This is a genomic window from Alcanivorax sp. 24 (assembly GCF_004360225.1).
In the GTDB taxonomy this organism is placed as follows: domain Bacteria; phylum Pseudomonadota; class Gammaproteobacteria; order Pseudomonadales; family Alcanivoracaceae; genus Alloalcanivorax; species Alloalcanivorax xiamenensis.
On the sequence record NZ_SNUA01000003.1, the window covers coordinates 175,150 to 192,894 of the forward strand.

The following is a 17,745-nucleotide window of genomic DNA, read 5'->3' on the forward strand; positions in this document are numbered from 1 at the left end:
CATGATGCGCAAACAATGCTTGGTCCTGGCATGCGCCCTGGCGGCGGGGCCGGCCCTGAGTTACGCCCAGGAAGCGGAAGAAACAGCGAAACCGCGAGGTTGGGATATCGAACTGGAAGGGTCCTATCTTCTGAAATCAGGGAATACGCGTTCCCAGAACCTGGCTGCCGTGGCCAATCTGACCCACGACGGCCGGCTGTGGCGTCATACCGGCAAGATGGAAGCGGTCAATGAGATGTCCCGCAACGATGAAACCCGCGAGGACGAGCGCACCGCCGAACGCTATTACGGCTCGTATAAACTGGATCGCAAATTCGGCTATGAGGGCCGGAATTACATCTTCAACATCGTCACCTACGATAAAGACAACTTCTCCGGCTACCACTATCAGGCCAGTTACGCCGTCGGTCTCGGTCGCCGTTTCCTGGATACCGAAACCCATACCCTGGACCTGGAAGCTGGCCCCGGTTATCGCGTGGATTGTCTCGACCCCTCCGATTCCTACACCAGCTGTCAGGATAAGGAAGAAAGCTTAATCGGCCGCTTTGCCGCCAAGTACGAGTGGAAAATCTCCGAAACCGCTTCGTTCAAGGAAGATTTCACCACTGAGGTGGGCGATGAAAATACCGTGGTGCGGGCGGAAACCTCACTGACATCCAAGATCAACGATCATTTCTCACTGCGTCTGAGCCACCTGCTGAAACGCAACTCCAAGGTGCCGGATGACGGCAGTCACCGCAGCGACCAGGAAACCCGGGTCTCGGTCGTGTACACGTTCTGACGGTTACCGCGGTCCGCGGATCACTGTGGTGGAGCGGGCCGCTTACACGGAACACACTGATACGGCTCATTCGTGGTCAAGGCCGCGGAATCGGGCAGAGATGGGGTGTTGGTGTCCTGGTTGTGGCGTTGGCAAACGGGCATTAAAAAGCCGGCCCTGAGGCCGGCTTTTTAATTTGGTCGGAGTAGCAGGATTCGAACCTGCGACCCCTACGTCCCGAACGTAGTGCTCTACCAGGCTGAGCTATACTCCGAATGTGGGGGCGTATTCTAGCAGCGAATTTTCAGAATGCTACTGTTTTGCAACGGGAATCTTTCTGGTTGTCCATATTCTGCTCAATTGGCCGTACAATGCGCCTTTCCCAGCCACTCTGACAGCAGTTTTGATGCCTGAAATACCTGAACAACTGGATGATCTGCGCCTGCGGCGCTGGCCCCGCCGGCGCGACGAGCGGCTGCAAGCCTGGGACGCGGCGGACCGATACTTACTCAGAACGCTGCAAGAGCAGGGCGCCGGGCCGGTCACCCTGGTGGTGAACGACCAGTGCGGAGCTCTGTGGTTGACGGCACTGCGGCGTGGGCCGGCCTGCAGTCAGGGGGATTCCTGGTTGGCCTGGCGCGCGGCGGAGGCCAACGCCGCCGACAATGACATGGCACTGCCGAAGGACGACTGGTGCTGGCCGTGGCAAACACCGTCGGTCCATCCCGACCAGGTGTTGATGCGGGTTCCCAAGGAGTCGTCGCTGCTGGAGGCGCAACTGGACTGGCTGGCCCGTTTTCTTCCGCGGGGGACGCCAATCTGGCTGGCGGGGATGGACAAGCACCTGCCGCCAAACCTGGTGCCTTTGATGGAGGCCTATCTGGGTAACGGCCAGGCCGGGTTGGGTTGGAAAAAGGCGCGCCGGTTCTCGGCGCTCGCTCCGGGCAAGGTCCTTCGGCCTCAGCCGGAAGAGGCACTGGTCAGCGTGCCGGGACGAGACTGGCGGCTGCATACCGGGGCCGGAGTCTTCGGTCGCCAGCACCTGGACATCGGCGCGCGCTTCCTGCTGGAACATCTGCCCCGGCAGGTGGAGGGAGAAGTGGCGGACCTCGGCTGCGGTAACGGCGTGCTTGGTCTGGCGCTGGCGGTGGACAATCCCGGGGCGCGGGTGACCTTCTGCGATGAATCCTTTCTGGCGGTGGAAAGCGCGCGCCGTAACGTCATGCTCCACGCTCCCGAACCCGAGCGCTGCCGGTTCCATCTGGGTAACGGATTGGATGGCCTGGAGCAACGATTTGACCTGATCGTGCTGAACCCACCGTTCCATCGGGGCCACGCCGTCGACGACCGGGTCGCGTTGACGCTGTTCCGCCATGCCCGCCGGCATTTAGCGGAGACCGGAGCGCTGTGGGTGGTGGCCAATCGACATCTGCCTTACCGCCCGCCGTTGCGGCGGGCATTCGCGCACGTGGATGTGGTGGCCGGCAACGCCAAATTCATCCTCTACCGGTGCGGTCAGATCGCGACGTCGTAAAAGGTTTCGGCGCGGGCATGCGCTGTGTTTCGAACCACCTTTTCGCGATCCAGCAAGGTGGTGTTCAAACCGGCGTCCCGGGCCGCGTCCAGTTCCGCTTCCACGTCGGAGAGAAACAGCACCCGCCCGGCGGGCACGCCAATGTCGGCGGTGATGCGCCGGTAGCTGTCAGCCTCTTTCTTGCCGCCGCTAGTGGTGTCGTAATAGCCACTGAACAAGGGCGTCAGGTCACCGGCCTCGCTGTAGCCGAAGAACAGTTTCTGGGCGGCAACGGAACCGGACGAATACACATACAACTTCAGCCCCCGGGCCTGCCACTCCCGCAGCCGCTCCACGGCGTCGGAGTACATGTGGGCCTGGTAATCGCCGCTCTCGTAGCCTGTTTGCCAGATCATGCCTTGCAATGTTTTCAAGGGAGTGATCTTGCGATCCTCGGCGATCCAGTCCCGGAACAGGGCCGCGGCCTGTTCCGGCGACGCCAGGGGGTGGCCGCTTTCGGCACGGGCCCGGGTCACGCATTCCGCTACGGCGGGCTGTTCCCAATGGGTCCGCAGAAAGGTTTCCATTTCCCGGTGGGCATAGGGGAACAGCACCTCCTTGACGAAGGAAATGCTGCTGGTGGTTCCTTCGATGTCGGTAACAATAGCATCGATCGTCATCGGTTCAGTTCTCCAGACGACTGAACCGGCCGGCGATGTCGCTGCCGGTGAAGTTGGCCACCCAGCCTTCCGGGTTGTTGAACAGGCGGATCGCCACGAAGCGCGGGTTCGGCCCCATGTCGAACCAGTGCGGGGTGTTGGCCGGTACGGAGAGCAGGTCGCCCTTGGTGCACAACACCTCATAAACCTGATTACCGATGTGCAGCGTGAACAACCCCTGGCCCTCGACAAAAAAACGAACCTCGTCTTCCGAGTGGCGATGCTCGTCGAGGAATTTCTCCCGGAATACGGCTTTGTCGGGATGGTCCGGTTGCATACTGACCACATCCACGGTCTGGTAACCTTCCTCACGCTTCAGCCGATCAATGTCCCGGGCATAGGCCGCTAGCACTTCTTCCTGGGATGGGCTGGCACTGAGTTCCTGGCCGGCTTCCCATTGCTCGTAGCGGATGCCGGCCTTGGCCAGTTCCACCACCATGGCGGCCTTGCTGTCCACCACCAGTAGCGGGTTTTCGGGCTCGCCATCACGGAATATTTTCAGATTGCTCATGGGATGATCCTCGTTCAAAGTCGCGGCGGGGTGGGGTTAACCCAGCCGGCGACGGTCCAGTTCAATGGCCAGCAGCGTTTCCAGCGCTTCCAACTGGCGGTAACAGGTGGCCATATCCCCAGCCCAGGTATACAGGCCGTGGCCACGGATCAGGTAAGCGTGGCGCGCCAGGCCCTGGTCCATGGCCTGATCCACACGCGCCGACAGAGCGGCGATATCCTGAGTATTGTCGAACACCGGCAGAGTCACCCGGGTTTCATGGGTGGTGATGCCCTCCAGGGCCTTCAACAGTTCATACCCTTCCAGGGTAAGGTGATCCGCCGGCCAGTGCATGGTCAACACAGTGGAGGCGTGGCTGTGGGTGTGCAGTACCGCGCCGACGTGCTCGTGACGCCGGTAGAGCTGAGTGTGCAGCAAGGTTTCCGCCGAGGGTTTGCCGTCACCCACCGGCTGCCCCTGCATATCCACCACCATGATGTCGGTTTCATCAAGCAAGCCTTTGTCCTTGCCTGAGCGGGTGATGGCGGCGTGGCCGGCATTCAGTCGTATCGAATAATTACTGCTGGTGGCGGGGGACCAACCATGCCGATACAGACGCTGGCCAGTGGCCGCCAGTGTGCGGGCGGCTTCGCGGAAAACGGCAGTGGAGTACGGGCGCTGGCTCATGAGGCCCTCCGGGCGAAGTGCGCCGCCATGGCGACCGGATCCGGAGACCGGATAATCCCGCTTTCGGTGACAATGGCGTTGATCAACGCCGCTGGAGTGACGTCGAAGGCGGGGTTATAGACCGGGCAATCCACCGGCGCGCAGGGGTGCCCCGCCACTTGTCGCACTTCCTCGGGCGGGCGCTGCTCAATCACGATGCCGGCACCATCCCGCATGGCCGGATCCAGGGTGGATTCCGGCGCCGCGACGATAAAGGGAATGCCGTGGTGGCGGGCCAGCACGGCAAGGGAATAGGTGCCGATCTTGTTGGCGGTGTCACCGTTGGCGGCGATCCGGTCGGCGCCAACGATCACCACATCCACCTCACCCTGGGCCATCAACATAGCGGCGCAGCTGTCCGCCACCAGGGTGACGGGGATGCCATCCTGCATCAGTTCCCAGCTGGTCAGCCGGGCACCCTGCTGCCAGGGCCGGGTTTCCCCGGCGTACACAGACCGCAACCGGCCCGTTTCCCAGGCGGAACGGATGATGCCGAGGGCGGTGCCGTGGCCGCCAGTGGCGAGAGCGCCAGTGTTGCAATGGGTGTAGATCCTGGCCTGCCGTGGCAGCAGAGCGAGTCCAGTCTCGCCCAGACGCCGGTTAGCGGCCAGATCATCACGGTGCAGACTCTCGGCCTGTTCACTCAAGCGCCGCACCAGAGCGGTGCCAGCGAGATCACCGGCGGCCTCACGCAGCCGGTCCAACGCCCAAAACAGATTCACCGCGGTAGGGCGGCTCGCCGCCAGCACTTCGAAGGCCGGTGCCAGCGCCGCCAGGGAAGCCTGATCGCCAAGCCGCTGGGCTTCCATGGCCAGGCCATAGCCAGCGGTGATACCGATAGCGGGGGCGCCACGCACCACCATGTCGCGGATGGCCTGGGCGGCCTCCCGAGCGTTGGTGATGCGCAGCCAGATGGTGTCGGCGGGCAGGGCGCGCTGATCGAGCAGATCAAGCGCGGTGTCGTGCCAGCGGATCGCGAGACTCGCCAGGGCCATCAATATCTCCGTGAAAGTAGCGAAAGCGTTGCCCGGCGCCGGCCGGGACGGATATTCTACAACAGTCCTCCGTCACGACGGCATCTCATGGCGACGTCTATTGCTATATTCGCTGGCATCACACAAGGAGCCGCGAAACCGCTTTGGGAAGTCGGCTTGCCAGCGAATCAGCATTCTCGTGATTGTCATGGAGGATAGTGAAGTGGTTCCCGTCGTCGGCGCCGGCGAATCCAGTTGACGGCCCGGAACACACCGCGATGGCGGACAATAGCCCTTTCCAGCCGGTATTTGCCGGGAAAAGTGCTGACCATCACCGCGATCAGCATGGTCAGCAGGCCCTGCCCGGGCAATACCAGCATCAGCAGGCCGGCGGCCAGCAGCACTATTGCAAGGGCATTGCGCAATGCCCACAGCAGCCAATGGCCGGGGTGACGATAGCGGGTGGGGCGCCGTTCGGCGGTGAAGTAATCCGCCGGCATGCGAATCACCAGCCAGGGGATGGCCAGGGTCGAAATGACCGCCATCAGCAGCCCGATCAAAGTGAGCGCGGGAAACCAGGGTTCCAGGGTCTGTCCCAGTTGGTGCAACCAGGGGGGCAGGCTCGGCGTCACTGCTTGGCTCTCCTCACAATTCTCGCAATCCTCTCAAGTTTCCTTGGAGCCTGTGCATAATCCTGGCGTGGTCCGCTGGCCGGCGGGTTGGACGTCCGACCGATGGAACCGGTATGTTGCGCTGCGCGCCGATGGTGCTGGCTGGAGGGCTGAATCGACGACCCTCCCGGCGCAATATGAGACCGGCGATGATGATTTTCAATACGCCTTCATACAACATCGGACCGGCGGCGCGGCCAATCAATCAAGACACGGTGAACCAGGAGAACTTTATGGGGATGGGCATGCAATTGGCCCTGGCAATCGCGATCGGCTTGCTGATCGGCGTGGTGTTGGGGCTGTTGATCTGGCGCTGGATGTCCCGCCGCCGTGAAGAGGAACTTGAGCGGCACCGCCATGCCCAGGTTCTGGAGAGCCTGGAAGTGCTCAGCCGGGCTTATATGCAAGGGCAGGTCGATGCCGGCGAGGCCAGTCTGAGAATGGCGGCGTTATTGGATTGCCTGCCGGCGCGGGTGGCACCGAAAGTGGATCTGGCGGCGATTCATCAACTGGCCAACGACTGCGAAAATTTTCACCGGGGCGACGCTCGCAAGGCACTTACTCCGGCCCAGCGCAATCGGGAGGACTTTGATCGACTGCGCTTGGAGGACGAGCAATCGGAGGCGTTCATGCAGGCCACCGAGCGGCTTGCGAGGGTGCTGGTGCAATGGCGGCGGCAGCTTTGTCCGCGCCGTCGGACTGACTGAAAAGACATTCTGTTCAGGCGTCACGGCTGCGGGCGCCTTGTATACCATTGGGTATGATCGGCGCTTTCCATTGTTTGAAACTTTTACCCGTTATTGGAAGCCGAGTTCAGATTATGAGTGACACCCTGTACGTGGCCTTTCCCGCCAGCGAAACACTGCGCCAGCGGATCGACGCTTTTCTCGCCAAGATGCGGGAGAACCCGTCTGGCAACCATGCCGCGGATCTGGATGGCATCACCGATCCTTTCATCGACGAAGTCCTGCATACCTACTTCACCGGGCCGATCGAAGCCGTCAACGCCCGCGGTACCGCGGTGAACATGATCATGGGGGCCATGAAAGTGATCCGTAAGGCAGCCCATGGGCTGGCGGGACGCCTGATGCGCAAAGCCAGCGTCGAGGAGCAACACGCTCTTGCGGACCATTTCCGTTCCCTGCGACTGGAAAAGGGCGGCGACATTTTTGTCGGCTATCCATTGCCGCCGGATCTGGCCGAGCGCGCCAATCAGGTTTTTGAATCGTTCGCCAACGGGGAAGGGGAGATGGCCCACCTGGTGGAAGTGATGCATGGCATCACCGATGGGGCTATTGAAAACTATTTGGACAAGACCCTCGGCAGTCTGAAGCTCGGCGCCATCAATCGCGGCCTCGTCTCCACTGCCCGCGCCACCATCAACAAGGCCTCCACCTCAGCCGTGGACAAGGGATTACCGGCCATGGAGCGCAGCCATCGCAAGCCGGTGGTGGCCTACTATCAGAGTCTGCTGCACCGGTTCTGAGCGCCTAAAGGCAAGACCGCGCCGACGGCAGCGCCGCCGGCGCGGAGCGATTCAGGAAGCGTCGCCTGGTGTCGGGGACGCCCGGGTCGCGGCTTTCTTACGCGTGGCGGCCTTTTTCTTCGCCGGTGCGGCTTTTATCGCGGCTTTTTTCTTGGCGGCTGCTTTCTTCCGAGGCGCGGGGGCTTTCTTCCTCACCGCGGCTTTCTTCCGTTTAGGGGCCGCTTTCGGCGCATCGCCGCCGACTCTCTTTTCAATCTCCTTGGCCCGCTTTTCCAGATCCTTTTGGTACTGGCCGATTACTTTGGCCAGGCTGTTGGCCTGTTTGGCGGTGGCTTTGAGTACCTTTACCTCGGTTTCCAGGAACCGCTTGCGAGCTTCCGATTCGTCCACCCGGGAACGCGCTTCGTCCACCGCTTTGCGGGCGCGGTCCAGTTGACGCTTGACCGTGGCATTGGCTTTCTCCCGGTATTCCGTCTGCAGCTTCTCGAGTCGATTGAGCGTGTCGCGGCGGCGCTCGACCTCCTGGTTAAGTCGCTGGCGAGCCTTCTCCAGTTGTTTTTCCAACTGCGCGATCTGCTTATCCCTTTCGTTATCGAAACGTTCCGCCAACTTGCGAATCTGCGCCTGCAAATCGTCAAGGCGGCTTCGTACTGTATTCGCGGCCATGGATGACTCCCTTTCCCCGGATGGATGTGTGTGAGGGCTTTGAGTGCGCACCGGGTCGGAATCCCCCGCGGTGCCACTGAAACTTTATGTCACATCCTGGGGCTGGACAACAGCGTAGCGCCGCCGATTCGCGTCATTCCGGCAACGCCATTGAGCTTTGCCAGGCCAGCGGGGATACTGCCCGCAGCGCAACAGGATAAATGAATATGGCGATTTCCTTTGACGGCAAGCTGGTGGTGGCGATCAGTTCCCGGGCATTGTTCGACCTCAGCGACAGCCACAAAGTGTACGAAGAGGAAGGATTGGACGCTTTTCAGGAGTACCAGACCGCCCATGAGGACGACATCCTCAAGCCCGGCGACGCCTTTCCTCTGGTGACCAAGCTGCTGGCCATCAACAAGCTGGAGCAGGGCCGCGACCGGGTGGAAGTGATTCTGCTGTCGCGCAACAGTTCGGATACCGGCTTGCGCGTCTTCAACTCCATAGAGCATTACGGCCTCCCCATCACCCGGGCGGCTTTTGCCGGCGGCCAAAGCCCGCACCGTTACGTCTCCGCATTTGGTGCGCACCTGTTCCTGTCCACCAGTCCGGATGACGTTCGTCAGGTGCTGGATGCCGGATTCGCCGCCGCCAACATTCTTTCCGGCGGATCGCTGGAACAACAGGATGATCTCCTCCGAATTGCTTTCGACGGTGACGCCGTGTTGTTTTCCGACGAATCCGAGCGGGTGTTCCAGAGCAGCGGTCTGGAGGCGTTCGCCGAGAGCGAGAAGGCAGCCGCCTGGCAGCCGCTCAGTGACGGGCCGTTCAAGCCGTTTCTGGAAGCGCTGCACCAGATCCAGATGGCGTTCCCCATGGAGCAGTGTCCGATTCGCACCGCTCTGGTCACCGCGCGCTCGGCGCCGGCCCATGAAAGGGTCGTGCGGACTCTCCGGGCCTGGGGGATCCGTTTGGACGAAAGCCTGTTCCTGGGCGGGTTGCCAAAGGGGCCGTTCCTGCGCGCCTTCGGCGCCGACGTCTTCTTCGACGACCAGCAGGGCCACTGCGAATCCGCCCGTGAACACGTGGCCGCCGGGCATGTGCCACACGGCATCGCCAATGCGCCACGGACGGAACCGTAGACCGGGCGCACGCATTGAACGGAAAAAACGCTGCCCCCTATGCTTTCTCTGAATAGTTCTTTATATTTTTATAACCTGTTCAGCGCATAGGCCGGGAGCGCCCATGAAACTCCAGCAGCTTCGTTATATCTGGGAAGTGGCCCGCCACGATCTGAATGTCTCAGCCACCGCCCAGGCTCTGTACACCTCGCAACCCGGCATCAGCAAGCAGATCCGCATGCTCGAGGATGAATTGGGGGTGGAGGTATTCGCCCGCAGCGGCAAGCACCTGACCCATGTGACTCCCGCGGGGGAGGCGATCCTGCGCATCGCCGGTGACATCCTCCAGCAGACCGAGGCGATCAAACGGGTGGCCCAGGAATTCCGGGACGAGACCAAGGGTGACCTTAGCATCGCCACCACCCACACCCAGGCCCGTTATGCTCTGCCACCGGTGATTCAGAAGTTCACCCAGCGCTTTCCGGATGTCTCCCTACATATGAATCAGGGCACGCCGATGCAGATTTCGGAAATGGCGGCGGACGGCAGCGTCGATTTCGCCATCGCCACCGAGGCTCTGGAGCTGTTCACCGACCTGGTGATGATGCCTTGCTACCGCTGGAACCGGACCGTGGTGGTTCCCGAAGGCCACCCGCTGACCAAGATCAAGCCGCTGACCCTGGAGGCCCTGGCCGAGTACCCGATCGTCACCTATGTATTCGGCTTCACCGGCCGCAGCAAGTTGGACGATGCCTTCGCCCGGCAGGGCCTGGAACCGAAAGTGGTGTTCACCGCCGCCGATGCGGACGTGATCAAGACCTATGTGCGCCTTGGCATGGGGGTGGGCATCGTGGCCCATATGGCGGTGGACCCGGTTCAGGACAAAGGGCTGGTCAATCTGGAAGCAGGTCATCTGTTCGAGCCCAGCACCACCCGGATCGGTTTCCGCAAGGGGACTTTCTTGCGTGGTTTCATGTACGAATTCATCCAACTGTTCGCTCCGCACCTGACCCGTGAGGTCATTGATGCGGCGGTACGGGCCAGCACCCGTGAGGAACGCGAAGCGCTGTTTCAGAACATCGAACTGCCCATGCTGTGAGCGCCGGTTCAGGGGCTCCGATCCCGGTGAGCGCGTTGCAAAGCGGCCGGGGCGCGGCTACATTGTGCCAGCCTGGGGGTGTGCCGGCTCGGAGCCGCCGGGACCGCCGTTCGCGGCCAAGGACACCGTCCATCTTTATTCAATCCCAAGGGGGATCAACGTGGAATTGTTATGTCTTGATCTGGAAGGGGTGCTGATCCCCGAAATCTGGATCAACTTCGCCGAGCGCACCGGGATCGAGGAACTGCGGGCCACCACCCGGGATATCCCCGATTACGACGAACTGATGCGAATGCGGTTGGGGCTGCTCGACCAACACGGCTACGGTCTGTCGGATATCCAGGCAGTGATCGATACCCTGGAGCCGTTGGAAGGTGCCCCGGCCTTTGTCGATTGGGCGCGGGAGCATTTCCAACTGATCATTCTCTCCGACACCTTCTATGAGTTCGCACTGCCGTTGATGCGTAAGCTGGGCCAGCCGACCCTGTTCTGCCACCGTCTGGAAGTGGACGGTAGTGGCCGTATCACCGACTACGTACTGCGTCAGCAGGACCCCAAGCGAGCCTCGGTCAAGGCGCTGCACAGCCTGAACTACCGGGTCATCGCCGCGGGCGACTCCTACAACGATACCACCATGCTGTCGGAAGCGGAGCAGGGCATTCTGTTCCACGCTCCGGACAACGTGATCGCGGAATTTCCCCAGTTCCCGGCGGTACACAGTTACGAAGATCTGAAAAAAGAAATCGTCAAAGCCAGCAACCGCGAACTCCCGCTCTGACCTCCTGAGTTGGCATGCCGTGCCGGGGGAAATCCCCCGCGCGGAGCTTACTTTGTGTCCACCGCCAGGGATCGAGGCGAGCCGGGCGCGTTCCCGCCAAAATAGTTCCATGATCCGCTCCAACGGTCCACGATCCCGCTGCGAAAACCAGGCGGTAATCATAAGCCGTTCAATTCTTACGATACGGTCAACTAAAGTACGATGAGAGGGAGGTACTGATTTCGGCTGTGCCCTGGTTAACAATGCGCAGAAAAATCAGTTGCTTAGAGGCGAAAGTTGACGCACCGTTTGAGCAGTGACAAAGTGAAAATTATTTCGCTCTCGCCACCGGGCTCATCTTGGGTCGGGTTGCCCGCCGGGCCCGTGGCATCAAGTTCAAACCAAAACAAGCGAGTGGGCTACCCATGGTCGCGATCACCAATACCACCTCCTTGACCTTTCTCAAGGAAGCCATCGACACCACCCTTGGGGAATCGGAATCCAGCCTGGAAGCCTTCGCCGAGAACCAGGCCGAGGGGGCGGCTCTGGAGCGGTGCATCGATGCCTTCCAGCAATTACGTGGCATCTGCCAGATGCTGGAACTGGATGCCGCCACTGTAATGGCGGAGGACATGGTGCTGACCGCCAGGGAGATTCAGAGGCGACCGGAAGCGCCCCTGATCCAGGCACTGGGTAACGCCATCGTGTTGCTCGGCCACTATTTGGAATACGTCCAGCTCAGCGGCAGTCCGCTGCCGGAGGTTCTGGTGGCTGGCATCAATGAATTGCGCCAGGCCGCCGGCCGCGCGCCGCTGCCGGAAAGCCGCTTTTTTAAGGTGGATGAGGGCCTGCCGCGCATGCCGCCGGGGCCGCCTACTGATGGGGATGGCCTGGCCCGGCAAAGCCGCCGGCTACGCCACATGTACCAGGTGGGGCTGCTGGGCCTGCTGCAGGGGCAGGACCGACAGACCCACCTGCGCCTGATGCTGCGGGCCATGGAACGTATTGACCGGCTTGCCGGCGGCAAACGCTGGTGGCTGGCGCGAGCGGCGCTGGAGTCCCTGCTGCACGACGACATGGCGCTCACCGCGGCCCGGCGCACCTTGCTGGCCCGCTATGACCGGCAATTGAAGGCTCTGGTGTACCAGGGGCGCGATGCTCTTGAGCAGGAGCCGCCGGGGGAGCTGTTGCGCGAATGCCTGTACCTCACGGCTTTGGGCAGCGGAAAAGGGGGCGCCGCCACCGAGGTACGCTCCGCGTTCGGGCTGCGGGAACGTCCCGCCGACGCCGATCTGCAGCGTGAATTGGCGTTGATGACCGGTTCCAAGGGCTCCGTGATCCGCTCCGTGGCCGGCGCCCTGAAGGAGGAAATCAACCAGATCAAGGACACCCTGGACATGGCCGCCCAGGGCGTGGCGGATACCGATTATGGCGCTATCGCCGAAGGGCTCGGGCGCATCGCCAGCACTCTGGAGATGATCGGCGAGAATCAAAGCGCCGGGGGATTGCGCCAGCGCGCCGAGAATGTGGCCGGCTGGCGCTCTGATGGCGAGGTGGATAGCGGCGCCTTTCACGCCCTGGTGGACGATCTGCTTGCCGCGGAGAACACCATCGCCACCCTGGAGCGCAGTCTGGCGCCGGCGGATGATGTGCGTCGCGAAGTTAACAATGAGCACATCTCCCGCTATCAGCTGGACGAGGCGCGCATGACGGTGGTGGGCGAGTGCCGCGCCGGCCTGGCGCTGGCAAAGCGGTCGTTGGCCTCCTATATGGAGCAACAGTGGGATACCATGCATCTCAGTAATCTTCCGGGCACTTTCGCTTCGGTGGCGGGGGGGATGACCTTCCTCGACCTGGAGCGGGCCTGCGCCGTAACCAACGCCTGTCGGTGTTATATCGAGAAGGAGTTGATCGGTGGCAGCGAGGCACCCACGGTCACCGCCATGGAGACCCTGGCGGATGCCCTGACCGCCATCGATTACTACCTCGAGAGCATGGAAGAACAGAAACCGATTGGAGAAGGCGTTCTGGATGTGGCGGAGCAGGCCGTGGGTGCCCTTGGCTATCCCACAGGCGGAGCGACATCGTGAACCATTTCTTTTCCCTGGACTTGTCCTCGGTGGAACCGAGAGACGCGGACGAAGCCTGGTGCTTCGTGGTCCATGAACAAAACCTGTACATCGATTTCGCCCAGCAGCCCGGCAACCTGGGCATTCCCAGGTTGCCGGCCTTCCTGCTGCGCCAGCACCCCAATTACCGCTACATCGGCGTGCTGCATGGCCAGCCCTGCTATGTGTGTGACGAGGGAGAACACGAACTGGCCGACCAGCGTCTTCACCCGACCCCGTTGCGGCAGATCCTCGGCCAACTGGACGACGACACTTTCACCATGGTGGCGCGGGCGCTGCAGGTGATGAGCTGGCGACAGAATCACCGTTTCTGCAGCCGCTGTGGCTCTCCCACGATGCCCCATGAACGTGAGCTGGCGATGATCTGCCCGGCCTGTGACTATCGCCAGTACCCCCGCATCACTCCCTGCGTGATCGCCCTGATCAGTGATGGCGAATACGCTTTGCTGGGTCGTTCCGCGCGTTTTCCCTCCGGATTCTATTCCTGCCTGGCCGGCTTCATGGAAGCCGGGGAGACCGCCGAGCAGGCGGTACGCCGGGAAGTCATGGAGGAAACCGGCATTCAGGTTGGCGATCTGCGCTACACACGCAGCCAGTCCTGGCCCTTTCCTCATTCCCTGATGCTCGGTTTCCATGGCGACTATGCCGGCGGTGACATCGTTATCGATGACGACGAGATCGTCGATGCCGGCTGGTTCCGCCATGATCAGTTGCCGCGCACACCACCGCCGGGCAGCATCGCCCACACGCTGATCGAGCAATGGCGCGCGCCTTACCGCTAACGCGCCGCCCCCAGCCCGCCATGATGATGGAGTCCCGATGAGCTTTTCGTTCGCCCCGCTTTTGATTATGGTCATTGGCTTGGTTCTGGTGCTGATCGGGGCCTGGATTCTGTTGCGCCAGAAATGGCTGTGGCAGTGGCTCAAGGGCACGGCGGGGCTGCTGTTGGTGGCCGGGGCCATCTATCTGGTGTTGGTGGCGGTCAGTCTGTACAGCTACCACGAACTGAACGCGGAATCGCCGGTGGCCACGATCAGCTTCCGTGCCACCGACAATCAGGCCTACATCGCCACGGTCACCGGCCGTGATGGCCGCACCCGTGATTTCCGGCTGGCCGGAGACCAGTGGCAACTGGACGCCAGAATCATCAAGTGGAAAACCCCCTTCGCCTTGCTGGGACTGAAGCCGGCCTATCAGCTGGATCGTATCCAGGGGCGTTACTTCGCACTGGAGGACGAGCGCTCCCGGGAACGTACCGTGTATAGTTTCCACGACGCGCCACCGCTGCTGGACGTCTGGCGCCAGGCCCGGGAGGGCTGGAGTTTTCTTGTCGATGCGCGCTATGGTAGCGCCGCCTATCTGCCGATGGCGGACGGGGCGATCTTTGAAGTGACGGTTGCCCCCACCGGTCTGGTGGGGCGGCCGCTCAACGGCAGTGCGCAGCAGGCGGTTTCCGGCTGGCAATAAGCGGGATGCGGTGCCAGTGAGCGGGACGGGCGATTTAACCCATACATACAGGTGAGCAAGACACGGTGATCATCGATTTAGTATCCGAATACGGCATGTTTCTCGCCAAGGTCGCCACCCTCGTGGTGGCGATTTTGTTTGTGATCGGCGGGATCGCCACGGCGGCGGCGCGCAATCGCCAGCGCAGTGGCCGCGACGGCGAATTACACGTCAAGTACCTCAACGAGGAGTTCGACGACCTGCGCGAGAGCATCATCGACGAAGTGTGGCCGGAACAGCGCCGCAAGAGCGAGGCCAAGAAAAAACGCAAGGAAGAAAAGGCGCGTGCCAAGCAGCGCAAGAAAGCCGGCGGTGAAGACAAATTGCCGCCGCGCCTGTTCGTGCTGGATTTCGATGGTGACCTTCAAGCCAGTGATGTGGAAACCCTGCGCCACGAAATCAGCGCCATCCTGGAAGTGGCCGAGGCGGATGATGAAGTCCTGCTGCGACTGGAAAGCCCGGGTGGACTGGTGCACAGCTATGGCCTGGCCGCCTCGCAACTGAAACGTCTGCGCGGGCGCGGTTTGAAACTCACCGTGGCGGTGGACCAGGTGGCCGCCAGCGGCGGCTATATGATGGCTTGTATCGGCGACCGCATTCTCAGCGCTCCTTTCGCGGTGATCGGTTCCATCGGCGTGGTGGCACAGATTCCCAATGTCCATCGTCTGCTGAAAAAGCACGACGTGGATGTGGAATTGATGACGGCCGGCGAATACAAACGCACCCTGACCATGCTTGGCGAAAATACCGACAAGGCTCGCGCCAAGTTCCAGCAAGAGCTGGAAGAGACCCACCAGCTGTTCAAGAGTTTTGTCCGTGAGCACCGCCGTGGTCTGGACATCGACACGGTGGCCACCGGTGAGCACTGGTTCGGCAGCCGGGCCAAGGAACTGGGGCTGGTGGACGACATCATGACCAGTGATGAATACTTGCAGGGGCGCAAAGCCCAGGTCGACATCTACCAGGTTACCTGGGAACAGAAGCGTAAACTCGCGGATCGGCTGAGCCTGTCCCTGGCGTCCGCGGCCCAGCGCCTGGCGGATCGCTTCTGGCAGCGTGGCTCGCAGCGGCCCTTCCAATAAATACCCGACGGACAACAGCAAACGGAGCTGGTAATGACATTCAAGGCCCTGATCACCGAAAGCACCGACAATGGCTACCAAAGCCGGGTAGGGGAGCGTGAGCTGAGTGATCTGCCGGAAGGCGAGGTTCTGGTTAAGGTGAGCTGGTCTTCTCTGAACTACAAGGACGCGCTCAGCGCCAGCGGCAACAAGGGCGTCACCCGCCATTATCCACATACACCGGGCATCGACGCCGTTGGTGTGGTGGAAGAAGCGGAGCAGGGCCCGTTCAGCCCCGGTGACCAGGTCATCTGCACCGGCTATGACCTGGGCATGAACACCGTCGGCGGCTACGGCGATTACATTCGCGTGCCAGCGGATTGGCTGGTGCCGCTGCCGGATGGCATGGACCCACGCTCCGCCATGGTGCTGGGCACCGCCGGCCTCACCGCCGCCTTGTGCGTGGAGGCATTGCTGGATACCGGCCTGCAGGAGGACCAGGGTGACGTGCTGGTTACCGGCGCCACCGGCGGTGTTGGTTGCGTGGCGGTCTCGATCCTGTCCCGGCTGGGCTTTCGCGTGGTCGCCGTTACCGGTAAAAGCGACGCCCACGACTGGCTGAAAGCCCTGGGAGCAGCGGACATCATTTCCCGCGAGGACGCCCTGACGGATGCCAATAAGCCGATGTTGAAGCCACGCTGGGCCGGGGTGGTGGACTGCGTCGGCGGCGACATGCTGGTGAACGCCCTGAAAAGCCTGCAATACGGCGCCAGCGCCGCCTGCTGCGGCCTGGTGGGATCACCGCAACTCAATAATGCCACGGTGCTTCCGTTCATCCTGCGTGGCGTCAATCTGCTCGGCGTGGACAGCGTGGAACTGCCGCGCGAAGTGAAGCAGCAGATCTGGCAGTTGCTGGCCTCGGACTGGACCCCGGATCTGGCCGCGTTGGAAGCGGCGGAAATCACTCGGGAACAACTGCCGGAATGGTTCGAGCGTATCCTCGCCGGCGGCGTGCGCGGCCGCGTGGTGGTCAAGATAGGCGGTTGATCGCTGGCAGACCACTGATACGGGAGGCACCATGACTGACCCCGGCTGGCTTAAATTCGCACTGCGTCTGGACGGCAAGGGCGGAGCGGCACCCTTCGAGCCGCAGCTGTCCGCCGGCGACCACAGCACCCGCTGGATTCATCTGGATTACACCTGCCCGGAAAGCCGGGATTGGCTGGAAGCGCGGGCGGATATCCCGATGGTGGTCAGCGAAGCGCTGTTGACACCGGAGACCCGCCCGCGAGTCAGCGACGTGGGCGGAGGATTGCTGGTCTATCTCAGGGGCGTGAACCTGTCTCCGGACGCCCGGCCAGAGGATATGATCGCGGTGCGGCTGTGGATCCGGGATGGCCTGGTAATCAGCACGCAAAAGCGCACATTGAAGTCCCTTACCGAGCTGGTTGACGCTTTGCATGCCGGAGAAGGGCCGGCGACCCCGTCGGAACTGCTGGCCGGCCTGGTGGACGGGCTTGTCTGGCGCATGGAAGAGGTGATCGAGCAGATCGAGGATCAAGTGGCGGACTTTTCCGAACGGCTGGAAGGCGGGTCAGGCAACCGCGATCAGACCCGCCGGATCGGCGCATTGCGGCGCCGGGCGATTACCCTTCGACGTTACATGGCTCCGGAACGGGATGCCCTGGCCAAACTGCATGGCGACAGCCGTATTCGCAGTGGTGACGCGGAGATCATTCGTGAAGCCACGGATCGTCTGCAACGCCTGCTGGAAGATCTGGACGCGGCCCGCGAGCACGCCACCCTGCTGCAAGAGGAGGTCTTTTCCGCCCAGAATGAGACCATCAACGACCGCATGTACCTGCTGGCCATCATCAGCGCCATTTTTCTGCCGCTGGGCTTCCTGACCGGTCTGTTTGGTATCAATGTGGGGGGCTTGCCGTGGCTGGAGGACCCCAACGGATTCTGGTGGTTCAGTGGAATGCTCGCGATTACCAGCACCGGCATCCTGCTGTGGATGATCCGGCGACGCTGGGTGTGAAACACGGTTCGGCACCGGCGCTTGCCGAAGGAAGGTCCGCCCCGGAC

At 62.0% G+C, this 17,745-nt stretch carries 19 protein-coding genes and 1 tRNA gene; 13 read left to right on the forward strand and 7 right to left on the reverse strand.

Features of this window, described 5'->3' with window-relative positions:
• The first annotated feature begins 4 nt into the window (after window positions 1-4).
• Window positions 5-781: a YdiY family protein gene (locus E0L37_RS05645; protein ID WP_133490801.1), complete on the forward strand. Its 777-nt coding sequence runs from the start codon at window positions 5-7 to the stop codon at window positions 779-781.
• Window positions 782-957: 176 nt separating this feature from the next.
• On the opposite strand, the gene E0L37_RS05650 is transcribed toward E0L37_RS05645, so the two are convergent.
• Window positions 958-1,034: transfer RNA gene (locus E0L37_RS05650), tRNA-Pro, on the reverse strand.
• A 132-nt stretch (window positions 1,035-1,166) separates the two neighbouring features.
• Here E0L37_RS05650 and E0L37_RS05655 point away from each other — a divergent pair.
• On the forward strand, window positions 1,167-2,294 hold the full coding sequence (locus E0L37_RS05655) for a methyltransferase (RefSeq protein WP_133490802.1): 1,128 nt from the start codon (window positions 1,167-1,169) through the stop codon (window positions 2,292-2,294).
• Here E0L37_RS05655 and mtnC read toward each other — a convergent pair.
• From mtnC to E0L37_RS05680, 5 genes are all read right to left on the reverse strand, one after another.
• Window positions 2,276-2,953, reverse strand: coding sequence for an acireductone synthase (gene mtnC, locus E0L37_RS05660; RefSeq protein ID WP_133490803.1), 678 nt, complete (start codon window positions 2,951-2,953; stop codon window positions 2,276-2,278). The two genes, E0L37_RS05655 and mtnC, sit on opposite strands and share 19 nt — an antisense overlap.
• Window positions 2,954-2,957: 4 nt before the next feature.
• Window positions 2,958-3,503, reverse strand: coding sequence for an acireductone dioxygenase (locus E0L37_RS05665; RefSeq protein ID WP_133490804.1), 546 nt, complete (start codon window positions 3,501-3,503; stop codon window positions 2,958-2,960).
• A gap of 36 nt (window positions 3,504-3,539) precedes the next feature.
• A complete protein-coding gene (locus tag E0L37_RS05670; protein ID WP_133490805.1) occupies window positions 3,540-4,169 on the reverse strand; it encodes a methylthioribulose 1-phosphate dehydratase in 630 nt (209 codons plus the stop codon).
• On the reverse strand, window positions 4,166-5,203 hold the full coding sequence (gene mtnA / locus E0L37_RS05675) for an S-methyl-5-thioribose-1-phosphate isomerase (RefSeq protein ID WP_133490806.1): 1,038 nt from the start codon (window positions 5,201-5,203) through the stop codon (window positions 4,166-4,168). The genes E0L37_RS05670 and mtnA overlap by 4 nt, the downstream gene beginning before the upstream one ends.
• A 185-nt stretch (window positions 5,204-5,388) precedes the next feature.
• Window positions 5,389-5,814 (reverse strand): hypothetical protein, encoded by a 426-nt coding sequence (locus E0L37_RS05680; protein WP_133490807.1) that lies wholly within the window; start codon window positions 5,812-5,814, stop codon window positions 5,389-5,391.
• Window positions 5,815-6,002: 188 nt separating this feature from the next.
• On the opposite strand from E0L37_RS05680, the gene E0L37_RS05685 reads away from it, so the two are divergent.
• The gene (locus E0L37_RS05685) at window positions 6,003-6,560 is read left to right on the forward strand and encodes a DUF2489 domain-containing protein (RefSeq protein WP_236564040.1); all 558 of its coding nucleotides are present in this window, start codon (window positions 6,003-6,005) and stop codon (window positions 6,558-6,560) included.
• A gap of 113 nt (window positions 6,561-6,673) precedes the next feature.
• A complete protein-coding gene (locus E0L37_RS05690) occupies window positions 6,674-7,339 on the forward strand; it encodes a hypothetical protein (protein ID WP_133490808.1) in 666 nt (221 codons plus the stop codon).
• A 51-nt stretch (window positions 7,340-7,390) separates the two neighbouring features.
• Here E0L37_RS05690 and E0L37_RS05695 read toward each other — a convergent pair whose 3' ends face one another.
• Window positions 7,391-8,005: a hypothetical protein gene (locus tag E0L37_RS05695; protein WP_133490809.1), complete on the reverse strand. Its 615-nt coding sequence runs from the start codon at window positions 8,003-8,005 to the stop codon at window positions 7,391-7,393.
• A 206-nt stretch (window positions 8,006-8,211) separates the two neighbouring features.
• Between E0L37_RS05695 and E0L37_RS05700 the strand changes: the two genes are divergently transcribed.
• From E0L37_RS05700 to E0L37_RS05740, 9 genes are all read left to right on the forward strand, one after another.
• Complete coding sequence (locus tag E0L37_RS05700; RefSeq protein WP_133490810.1) at window positions 8,212-9,126, forward strand: 5'-nucleotidase; 915 nt, start codon at window positions 8,212-8,214, stop codon at window positions 9,124-9,126.
• A 103-nt stretch (window positions 9,127-9,229) separates the two neighbouring features.
• Complete coding sequence (gene cysB / locus E0L37_RS05705) at window positions 9,230-10,204, forward strand: HTH-type transcriptional regulator CysB (protein WP_133490811.1); 975 nt, start codon at window positions 9,230-9,232, stop codon at window positions 10,202-10,204.
• 160 nt (window positions 10,205-10,364) lie between these two features.
• Window positions 10,365-10,982: a bifunctional phosphoserine phosphatase/homoserine phosphotransferase ThrH gene (gene thrH / locus E0L37_RS05710; protein ID WP_133490812.1), complete on the forward strand. Its 618-nt coding sequence runs from the start codon at window positions 10,365-10,367 to the stop codon at window positions 10,980-10,982.
• Between the two features lie 404 nt (window positions 10,983-11,386).
• Entirely contained in the window at window positions 11,387-13,051 is a 1,665-nt protein-coding gene (locus E0L37_RS05715; RefSeq protein ID WP_133490813.1) for a hypothetical protein, read from the forward strand.
• Window positions 13,048-13,872, forward strand: coding sequence for an NAD(+) diphosphatase (gene nudC / locus E0L37_RS05720; RefSeq protein WP_133490814.1), 825 nt, complete (start codon window positions 13,048-13,050; stop codon window positions 13,870-13,872). Before E0L37_RS05715 ends, nudC begins: the two co-directional genes overlap by 4 nt.
• Before the next feature lie 37 nt (window positions 13,873-13,909).
• Window positions 13,910-14,557, forward strand: a complete 648-nt coding sequence (locus E0L37_RS05725) for a hypothetical protein (RefSeq protein ID WP_133490815.1) — start codon at window positions 13,910-13,912, stop codon at window positions 14,555-14,557.
• 68 nt (window positions 14,558-14,625) lie between these two features.
• A complete protein-coding gene (gene sohB / locus E0L37_RS05730; RefSeq protein ID WP_201303737.1) occupies window positions 14,626-15,678 on the forward strand; it encodes a protease SohB in 1,053 nt (350 codons plus the stop codon).
• Between the two features lie 33 nt (window positions 15,679-15,711).
• Window positions 15,712-16,704, forward strand: coding sequence for a YhdH/YhfP family quinone oxidoreductase (locus E0L37_RS05735; protein ID WP_133490817.1), 993 nt, complete (start codon window positions 15,712-15,714; stop codon window positions 16,702-16,704).
• Window positions 16,705-16,735: 31 nt separating this feature from the next.
• On the forward strand, window positions 16,736-17,698 hold the full coding sequence (locus tag E0L37_RS05740) for a zinc transporter ZntB (protein ID WP_133490818.1): 963 nt from the start codon (window positions 16,736-16,738) through the stop codon (window positions 17,696-17,698).
• The last annotated feature ends 47 nt before the right edge of the window (window positions 17,699-17,745 follow it).

Coding starts and splice junctions, on each gene's coding strand:
- E0L37_RS05645 (WP_133490801.1), top strand. CDS start 5: ATGCGCAAACAATGCTTGGTCCTGGCATGCGCCCTGGCGGCGGGGCCG.
- E0L37_RS05655 (WP_133490802.1), top strand. CDS start 1,167: ATGCCTGAAATACCTGAACAACTGGATGATCTGCGCCTGCGGCGCTGG.
- mtnC (WP_133490803.1), bottom strand. CDS start 2,953: ATGACGATCGATGCTATTGTTACCGACATCGAAGGAACCACCAGCAGC.
- E0L37_RS05665 (WP_133490804.1), bottom strand. CDS start 3,503: ATGAGCAATCTGAAAATATTCCGTGATGGCGAGCCCGAAAACCCGCTA.
- E0L37_RS05670 (WP_133490805.1), bottom strand. CDS start 4,169: ATGAGCCAGCGCCCGTACTCCACTGCCGTTTTCCGCGAAGCCGCCCGC.
- mtnA (WP_133490806.1), bottom strand. CDS start 5,203: ATGGCCCTGGCGAGTCTCGCGATCCGCTGGCACGACACCGCGCTTGAT.
- E0L37_RS05685 (WP_236564040.1), top strand. CDS start 6,003: ATGATGATTTTCAATACGCCTTCATACAACATCGGACCGGCGGCGCGG.
- E0L37_RS05690 (WP_133490808.1), top strand. CDS start 6,674: ATGAGTGACACCCTGTACGTGGCCTTTCCCGCCAGCGAAACACTGCGC.
- E0L37_RS05695 (WP_133490809.1), bottom strand. CDS start 8,005: ATGGCCGCGAATACAGTACGAAGCCGCCTTGACGATTTGCAGGCGCAG.
- E0L37_RS05700 (WP_133490810.1), top strand. CDS start 8,212: ATGGCGATTTCCTTTGACGGCAAGCTGGTGGTGGCGATCAGTTCCCGG.
- cysB (WP_133490811.1), top strand. CDS start 9,230: ATGAAACTCCAGCAGCTTCGTTATATCTGGGAAGTGGCCCGCCACGAT.
- E0L37_RS05715 (WP_133490813.1), top strand. CDS start 11,387: ATGGTCGCGATCACCAATACCACCTCCTTGACCTTTCTCAAGGAAGCC.
- E0L37_RS05725 (WP_133490815.1), top strand. CDS start 13,910: ATGAGCTTTTCGTTCGCCCCGCTTTTGATTATGGTCATTGGCTTGGTT.
- E0L37_RS05735 (WP_133490817.1), top strand. CDS start 15,712: ATGACATTCAAGGCCCTGATCACCGAAAGCACCGACAATGGCTACCAA.
- E0L37_RS05740 (WP_133490818.1), top strand. CDS start 16,736: ATGACTGACCCCGGCTGGCTTAAATTCGCACTGCGTCTGGACGGCAAG.